This is a genomic window from Naumannella halotolerans (assembly GCF_004364645.1).
Taxonomy (GTDB): domain Bacteria; phylum Actinomycetota; class Actinomycetes; order Propionibacteriales; family Propionibacteriaceae; genus Naumannella; species Naumannella halotolerans.
In genome coordinates, this window is sequence record NZ_SOAW01000003.1 from 348345 (window position 1) to 354725 (window position 6381).

At 60.6% G+C, this 6381-nt stretch carries 7 protein-coding genes; 6 read left to right on the top strand and 1 reads right to left on the bottom strand.

Translation table 11 applies throughout. From position 1 onward, the window contains the following. The first annotated feature begins 13 nt into the window (after positions 1-13). The gene (locus tag CLV29_RS17265) at positions 14-364 is read left to right on the top strand and encodes an ArsR/SmtB family transcription factor (protein WP_133755999.1); all 351 of its coding nucleotides are present in this window, start codon (positions 14-16) and stop codon (positions 362-364) included. Here the strand turns inward: CLV29_RS17265 and CLV29_RS15560 are convergent. Further along, positions 361-1260 carry an SDR family NAD(P)-dependent oxidoreductase gene (locus CLV29_RS15560; protein ID WP_133756000.1) on the bottom strand — a complete coding sequence of 300 codons (900 nt, stop codon included), beginning with the start codon at positions 1258-1260 and terminating at the stop codon, positions 361-363. The two genes, CLV29_RS17265 and CLV29_RS15560, sit on opposite strands and share 4 nt — an antisense overlap. Before the next feature lie 138 nt (positions 1261-1398). On the opposite strand from CLV29_RS15560, the gene CLV29_RS15565 reads away from it, so the two are divergent. The 5 genes from CLV29_RS15565 to CLV29_RS15585 all read left to right on the top strand — a co-directional run bounded on the left by CLV29_RS15565 (position 1399) and on the right by CLV29_RS15585 (position 6239). After that, positions 1399-2697, top strand: a complete 1299-nt coding sequence (locus CLV29_RS15565) for a glycosyltransferase (RefSeq protein WP_133756001.1) — start codon at positions 1399-1401, stop codon at positions 2695-2697. Between the two features lie 7 nt (positions 2698-2704). Then, positions 2705-3856 (top strand): DegT/DnrJ/EryC1/StrS family aminotransferase, encoded by a 1152-nt coding sequence (locus tag CLV29_RS15570; protein WP_133756002.1) that lies wholly within the window; start codon positions 2705-2707, stop codon positions 3854-3856. 81 nt (positions 3857-3937) lie between these two features. Further along, the gene (locus CLV29_RS15575; RefSeq protein ID WP_243831984.1) at positions 3938-4294 is read left to right on the top strand and encodes a TfoX/Sxy family protein; all 357 of its coding nucleotides are present in this window, start codon (positions 3938-3940) and stop codon (positions 4292-4294) included. A gap of 829 nt (positions 4295-5123) precedes the next feature. After that, positions 5124-5771 carry a maleylpyruvate isomerase family mycothiol-dependent enzyme gene (locus CLV29_RS15580; RefSeq protein WP_133756004.1) on the top strand — a complete coding sequence of 216 codons (648 nt, stop codon included), beginning with the start codon at positions 5124-5126 and terminating at the stop codon, positions 5769-5771. Between the two features lie 108 nt (positions 5772-5879). After that, positions 5880-6239 (top strand): nucleotide pyrophosphohydrolase, encoded by a 360-nt coding sequence (locus tag CLV29_RS15585; protein WP_133756005.1) that lies wholly within the window; start codon positions 5880-5882, stop codon positions 6237-6239. Positions 6240-6381 lie beyond the last annotated feature (142 nt).

Sequence of the window (6381 nt, forward strand, 5' to 3'; positions counted from 1 at the left end):
ACGGCGATCTCAGATGTTTCAACCCGACCCAGACTCACAGCCAGACCCCAACAGGAGACGTCTGGAATCGGTCAAGATCGACAGGCTCTTCCTGTCACTGGGAAACAGCACGCGACGTCGCGTGCTGGGTCACATCGCTGCGAAGACATCTTCGGTAAGTGAAGTCGCTCGCGCGCTCGAACTATCGGATCAGGTCGCTTCTTACCATCTGCGCTATCTTCAAGGTGCCGGACTCGTTGAACGTTCCAGCCGCGGGTCAGCCGTCTTCTACGTTATTCGGCACGACACGTTCGCATGGCTGCGCCACTACGTCTCGACTTTGAACCCCGAGACACCAGATGCGAAAAACGGCCGCACCCGCTAACCCTGGCGCCGAGCCGACTCGACCGTCGTATAGTCGACACCAGTCTCAGCAGCCGACAACTCCCACAGACTTCGGGCCACGTTCACATCGGACGCCGACCGCGGCCAGCTGACCAACGCCGGACTCCCGCGCATACCGAACAAACCGCCTGGACCGATCCAGGCCGCGGGGGCAACCGAGGCAACCGCAGCCGCGATCACCGGCCGAGCACCGTCCTCAGGGGTTTGAGCAGCAACCCTCGTCCCCACAGCAAGAAGTCCATCTAGCAACGGCCGCTCGGTATGGCGTGCAATGCCAGTCGCCGCGAACCCGGGGTCAGCCGCTACAGCTAAGCGGCTCCCCGTGGCACTGAACCGGCGCTGTAGCTCTTGTGTGAAAAGAAGGCCCGCCAGCTTCGACTGGGCATATGCCCCCATAGGCGAGTAGCGGCGCCGGCGCCAGTGAGGATCGTCGAACGACACACGCCCAAACATGTGCGCCTTCGATACCACCGTTACCACACGGCCCGTTAGGTGGGGTGCTAGGAGATTCGTCAACGCGAAATGGCCGAGATGGTTCGTGCCTAGCTGCTTCTCGAATCCATCAACCGTGGTGGCCTGAGGGATCATCATCAATCCCGCGTTGTTGATCAAAACGTCGATCGGTCCACGCCACTCATCTGCGAACCGGCGAACCGACGAAAGATCCCCCAGATCGAGGTGACGAACCTCGGCCCCAGGTATCTGAGCAGCGAGTTCCCGGCCTCTAACCTGGTCACGCACAGCAAGGGTCACAGCGGCGCCCGCATCACCGATCCGGCGCGCGACCACCTTGCCAATACCCCCAGTCGCGCCGGTCAGAACAACCGATCGTCCAGCAAGCGAGGTCAGGTCACGATCATCAACAGCCAATGTCATGCACTAACGATCTCCACGCCAACACCCCTAGGTGTTACCTCCACCGTAAGTGGGGGGGAAGGCGAGCTTGAAACCCTCACAACAGATGACGACGCCCGCAGTAGGCGAGCGCGCACCGCTCCACAGAGAGGACCTTGGATGTATTCATTCCTGATGGCCGGGCCGCCCTTCTACGGACACGTCAACCCCGTACTCACAGTGATCAAAGAGCTTGTCCGAGACGGACACGAAGTTCGCTACATGACCGGACAGAGATTCGCCGAGGCAGTAACGAAAGCCGGAGCAACCCATGTTCCCCTCCCACCCGATGCCGACTTCGATGACCGGACACTCGCAGAGCAAGGACCACGCCTCAGCGGGCTCAAGGAGATTCGTGAGGACGTGATCAAGGCCTGCATCGATCCCGCCCGGTCACAATATGACGCACTCCGCGCAGAGATCGCAGAGCGGCCGGTAGACGTGGTCATGGCAGACCCCACCTTTTTCGGTGCAGCGTTACTCGCTGCTCACCCCGCACATGAGCGCCCCTTGATCATCGGTGGAGGAATCCTGCCGCTGATGCTGTCCTCGCGCTACGCCCCACCATTCGGGCTAGGTCGCCCCCCACTCACCGGAGGACTGAACGTCCCACGAAACGTACTCCTGAACACTCTCGTCCAAAAGGTCGGATTGAGGCGCGTACAGCAGGCCTACAGCGACGTGTACGAATCCGTGCACGGCCGTCGCCCTCCAGGATTCGCGTTCGACTGGTACGCCACAACCGATGCGATAGTGCAGTTCACCGTCCCCTCCTTCGAGTACGCTCGACCAGACGCCCCGGTAGGAATCCATTTCGCTGGACCAGCAAACCGGGTTTCACAAACGTCACGCGAACTCCCCGAGTGGTGGGAAGAACTCAAAGGCGACAGACCAGTCGTCGTCGCCACACAAGGCACCTATCGCAACATCGACCTGAGCGAGGTCATCTTCCCCGTCATCGAGGGCCTCAAGAACGAAGACGTCCTCGTTGTTGTGACGACTGGCGGTCGCCCCGTCGCCAACATTGGTCCACTGCCAGACAATGTACGAGCGGCGGAATTCCTCCCATACCACGAGCTTTTGCCACACGCCGACGCCTACGTCACTAACGGCGGTTACGGAGGCATCCACTTCGCCATGCAGTACGGCGTACCCATCGTCACCGCAGGAGACACCGAGGACAAGCCAGAATCATGCGCACGAGTCGAATGGACCGGTGTAGGGATCAACCTTCGAACGGGCCAGCCCAGCGCTGACACCATGCGCACATCGATTCAACACGTCCTCGCCGACCCGAAATTCGGCCACGCCGCCAGACAGCTCTCCAGAGAGATCAACGAACTTGCCGGCACAAACAAGGTAGTCGAGGTCGTGCAAGAACTCCTTCGGACACGAGTCACCAACATCGCCTCGAGGTGAGCTAACCATGGACGACCTGATCCGTGTCGCAATGAACGCGCGGCCCACCCTTGACTCTTCCGACCACGACAGCGTGATCGAAGCCCTCAACGAAGGACTGCTGGGACGCGGGCCCCAAGGCGAAGCCTTCGAGAAAGAACTTGGTGACTACCTCCAAGCACCTGATGTTGTCACCGTCGCTTCAGGGACCGTAGCCCTCCAACTGGCCCTGATGGCAGCAGGAGTTGGCCCTGGCGACGAGGTCGGGGTCCCCTCGTTCACATTCTGCGCAAGCATCCAGGCGATCATCGCGATCGGCGCTAAACCGATCTTCATCGATAATGCGCCCAGCTCGCTGGCCCTCGACGTAGACGACGTCCTACGCGCTCTGACGCCACAAACCCGCGCGGTCATGCCCGTCCACTACGCCGGACGGCATGTCGACCTAAGCCCGATCATGCCCGAACTCGACCGTCGTGGCGTTGCAGTCATTGCCGATGCAGCACACTCATTCGGATCAGTACGCGCCGACGGCTCACCGATGACCGCCGGGGCCGAATGGGTGTGCTTCAGTTTCGACGCCATCAAAAACATCACCTGCGGGGAAGGCGGCGCCATCATCCCCCCTAAGTCCCAATCAGGGGCGGCACCCCGATTGCTGAGGGCCCTCGGAGTAGATCGCGAGAACACCGACATCAGGCGGGGCGACTATATAGTAACCATGCACGGCATACGCGCTCACCTGGCAGAGATGAACGCCGCTCTAGGCCGATCACAACTCGCCCGCTTCGACCGCACCGCAGCTGATAGGCGCCGAGCATGGCATGAATACCGACGACGCCTGCAAGCCATCGAAGGTGCCAATATTTACGACGTCGACATCGATCACACAGTGCCGTTCAACTGCGCCGTGACTGTCGATCCTGCACTCCGTGATGATCTCGTCCAGGCCCTCAGGGCCCGCGGTATCGGAGTGGGTCGCCACTATCCCGTGAACCACCGCCAACCAGCGTTCCAGGTCTACGACACGCGTCCGCTTCCCAACGCGGAGTGGGCCGGCGCCGCCGTGCTCACCTTGCCGTTTGGTCCGGACATGACCCGGCAACAGATCACCATTGTGTGTGACGCTTTGGCACAGGAGCTCCTCGACCAGCAACACATCCGCTCGCGAGTCGCTTAAATTGCAATGACTGTAAGCGCCACGAGACGACCACGTGTCACGGTGCATACCCCCCAACACGAGAATCGGAGCGTGATCGAAATGCCGTACGACCCAGAAGTCGCCGATCGTGTCCGCGAAACGCTCGCTGACCGCGACAACGTTCGCGAAGTCAAGATGTTCGGCGGTCTGGCCTTCATGGTCGACGAGCGGATGGTGGTCTGCGTATCTGGCGGAGGATCTGACCTCCTGGTGCGGGTGTCTCCTGAAAGTGACGCCAAACACCTAAAACGAGCAGGTGCAGTCCGTGCAGAGATGGGGAAGGGCCGATCCATGGGTGAAGGATGGATCACCGTGGACAAGAAGGCGTTGGCCAAGGCCAAAGACCTCGACTACTGGATCCAAGCAGCAATGAGCTTTCACGCCGAAGGGTCTGGAAAGAAGAAGAAGCGGAAGTAGCGGCGCTGACGGTCCGAGCCCAGCAGAAGATGACGCCCGGGTGCACCTAGCTAGGTCAGCCCCGCACCACCAGGCCTCGGCCCTTCGCGCATCGTTAGGACGAGAGACGACCCCACAGACCCGTACCGCTACTCAATCAAACAGAACGCACGGACTGGCCATCCTCAAGATCGAGGATGGCCAGCCCGGCGAGTACGGCCGACCTCGAGATGGCTACTGAACGAAGCGCAGCCTGTAGGTCCCCTGTGAGTCATCAGAGTTGTTGGTCTTCGTGAACTGACCGCGAATGCCCATATACGATCCTGTTCCTCCCAAAATCGCAGCGGGCTCGACATCATCGTCAAGGGGTCCAGTCGAGACATAAATGTCACCCTTGGCAAGGTGGATAATCCCGTCACACAGGAAATTCTCCTGTACAACAGTGCACGTGTAGTCCGCGGATCCCTTCACACGGCCAGTGATCTTCTTGGAGAACTGCACGGTGTCTCCCGACGAAGTCCCCTCCGGGGCGACGTCGTTGAAATGGGCGTGCACCCGGGTCCAAGACAGGTCCAGGTGCTGCACCCGACCCGACCCAAGACTGGATTCAGATGAGGAATCGTTGGACTCGGCTGGTTCTTCAGACGGGGCTGCAGTAGCAAAAGTTGTGGACAGCGCGAACAGTGCAATACCAGAGACTACGGCGGTCGCCGCTCGCAAGCGACGTGGGACAGTACGCATTTGGCTCCTTCAGTAACCAAGGGGTGGAGACTGCAAGCTAAGAGCCGCTGATGCCGATCTCCTTACACTCCCTGCAAGCGGTACGGATCATGTCGAGAGACCATGGAGCATGGACCTTTTCGAGGAGATTGCTGACGAGAGAGTCACTCTGGCGGATCAACTCGCCGCGTTGACGACCGCGCAGCAGGCAACCCAGAGCCTGTGCGACGCATGGACCGTCCGTGACGTAGTCGCGCACCTGGTCATGCCGATGGAAGTCCCCATCTACAAGTTCGTGATCGCGATGCTGATGGCAGGTGGCAACTTCGATCGAGCGAACCAGCGCTTGACAGCACAGCAGGCCTCACGCCCCTTCAATGAACTCGTGGAGATCTTGAAAGCCAAAGCAAGCGTCAAGTTCACGCCACCTGGAGAAGGCCCTGAAGCGCCCCTCACCGACGTGATTATCCACGGCCTCGACATTCGTCGGCCGCTGCAGCTGCCCTACAAAGCACCCGAGCAGCGCCTGATCGTTGTCCTCAACTCCTTGATGAACGCGCCCAAAGGAATCGTCCCGCGCGGCACACTCGAAGGCCTGCGATTTCAGACCACCGACCTCGACTGGAGCCACGGATCTGGCCCGTCGGTCACCGGCACTTCCGATTCACTCTTGCTCGCCCTGACCGGACGGCGTGTAGGACTAGATGGTCTCAGCGGCGATGGCGTGCCGACGGTCACTGCCCGAATCTCAGGGGAGGAGGTCAGCAGCCGGCCTTGACCGGAACCGTGCCACACGGCCCAGTACGCCCTCGGCTGGCGCCACGAGACCGGAGCCCAATTGGGACCGATCGGTCTTGTTCACAACCATGCGGCCTAGAGTCGTGCTGTGACCGATCTGAAGGCCGTCGCACGGGCCGCTCGCGAGTTCGCTGAAGACCGCGACTGGGAACAGTTCCACACTCCGAAAAATCTGACGATGGCGCTGGCAGGCGAAGCTGGCGAGCTAGCAGCCGAGCTCCAATGGTTAACTGACGCCGAAGCGTGGGCTGCAACCACAACCACCGGGGCCGCACAAGATCGGTTCGCTGCCGAGATGGCCAACGTGTTGATATATCTACTACGCCTCAGTGACATCACCGGCATCGACTTGCTCGCCGCAGCTCAGACCAAGCTCGCGACCAACGCTGAACGGTATCCCGTAGAACTCTCACGCGGCACCGCCGCCAAATACACCGACCTGAACTAGCGGGCGGCGACCAGGCCAAAGAGACGCCACGCCACTGGCAGTCACCATGGGGTTGACCCTGTTTGACGGACACCTTGTTGGCGGGCCTGCGGGTCTGCCGGAGAGGATGTCTGTTATGGCGTCGAAGAAGCGGAAGTCGTAT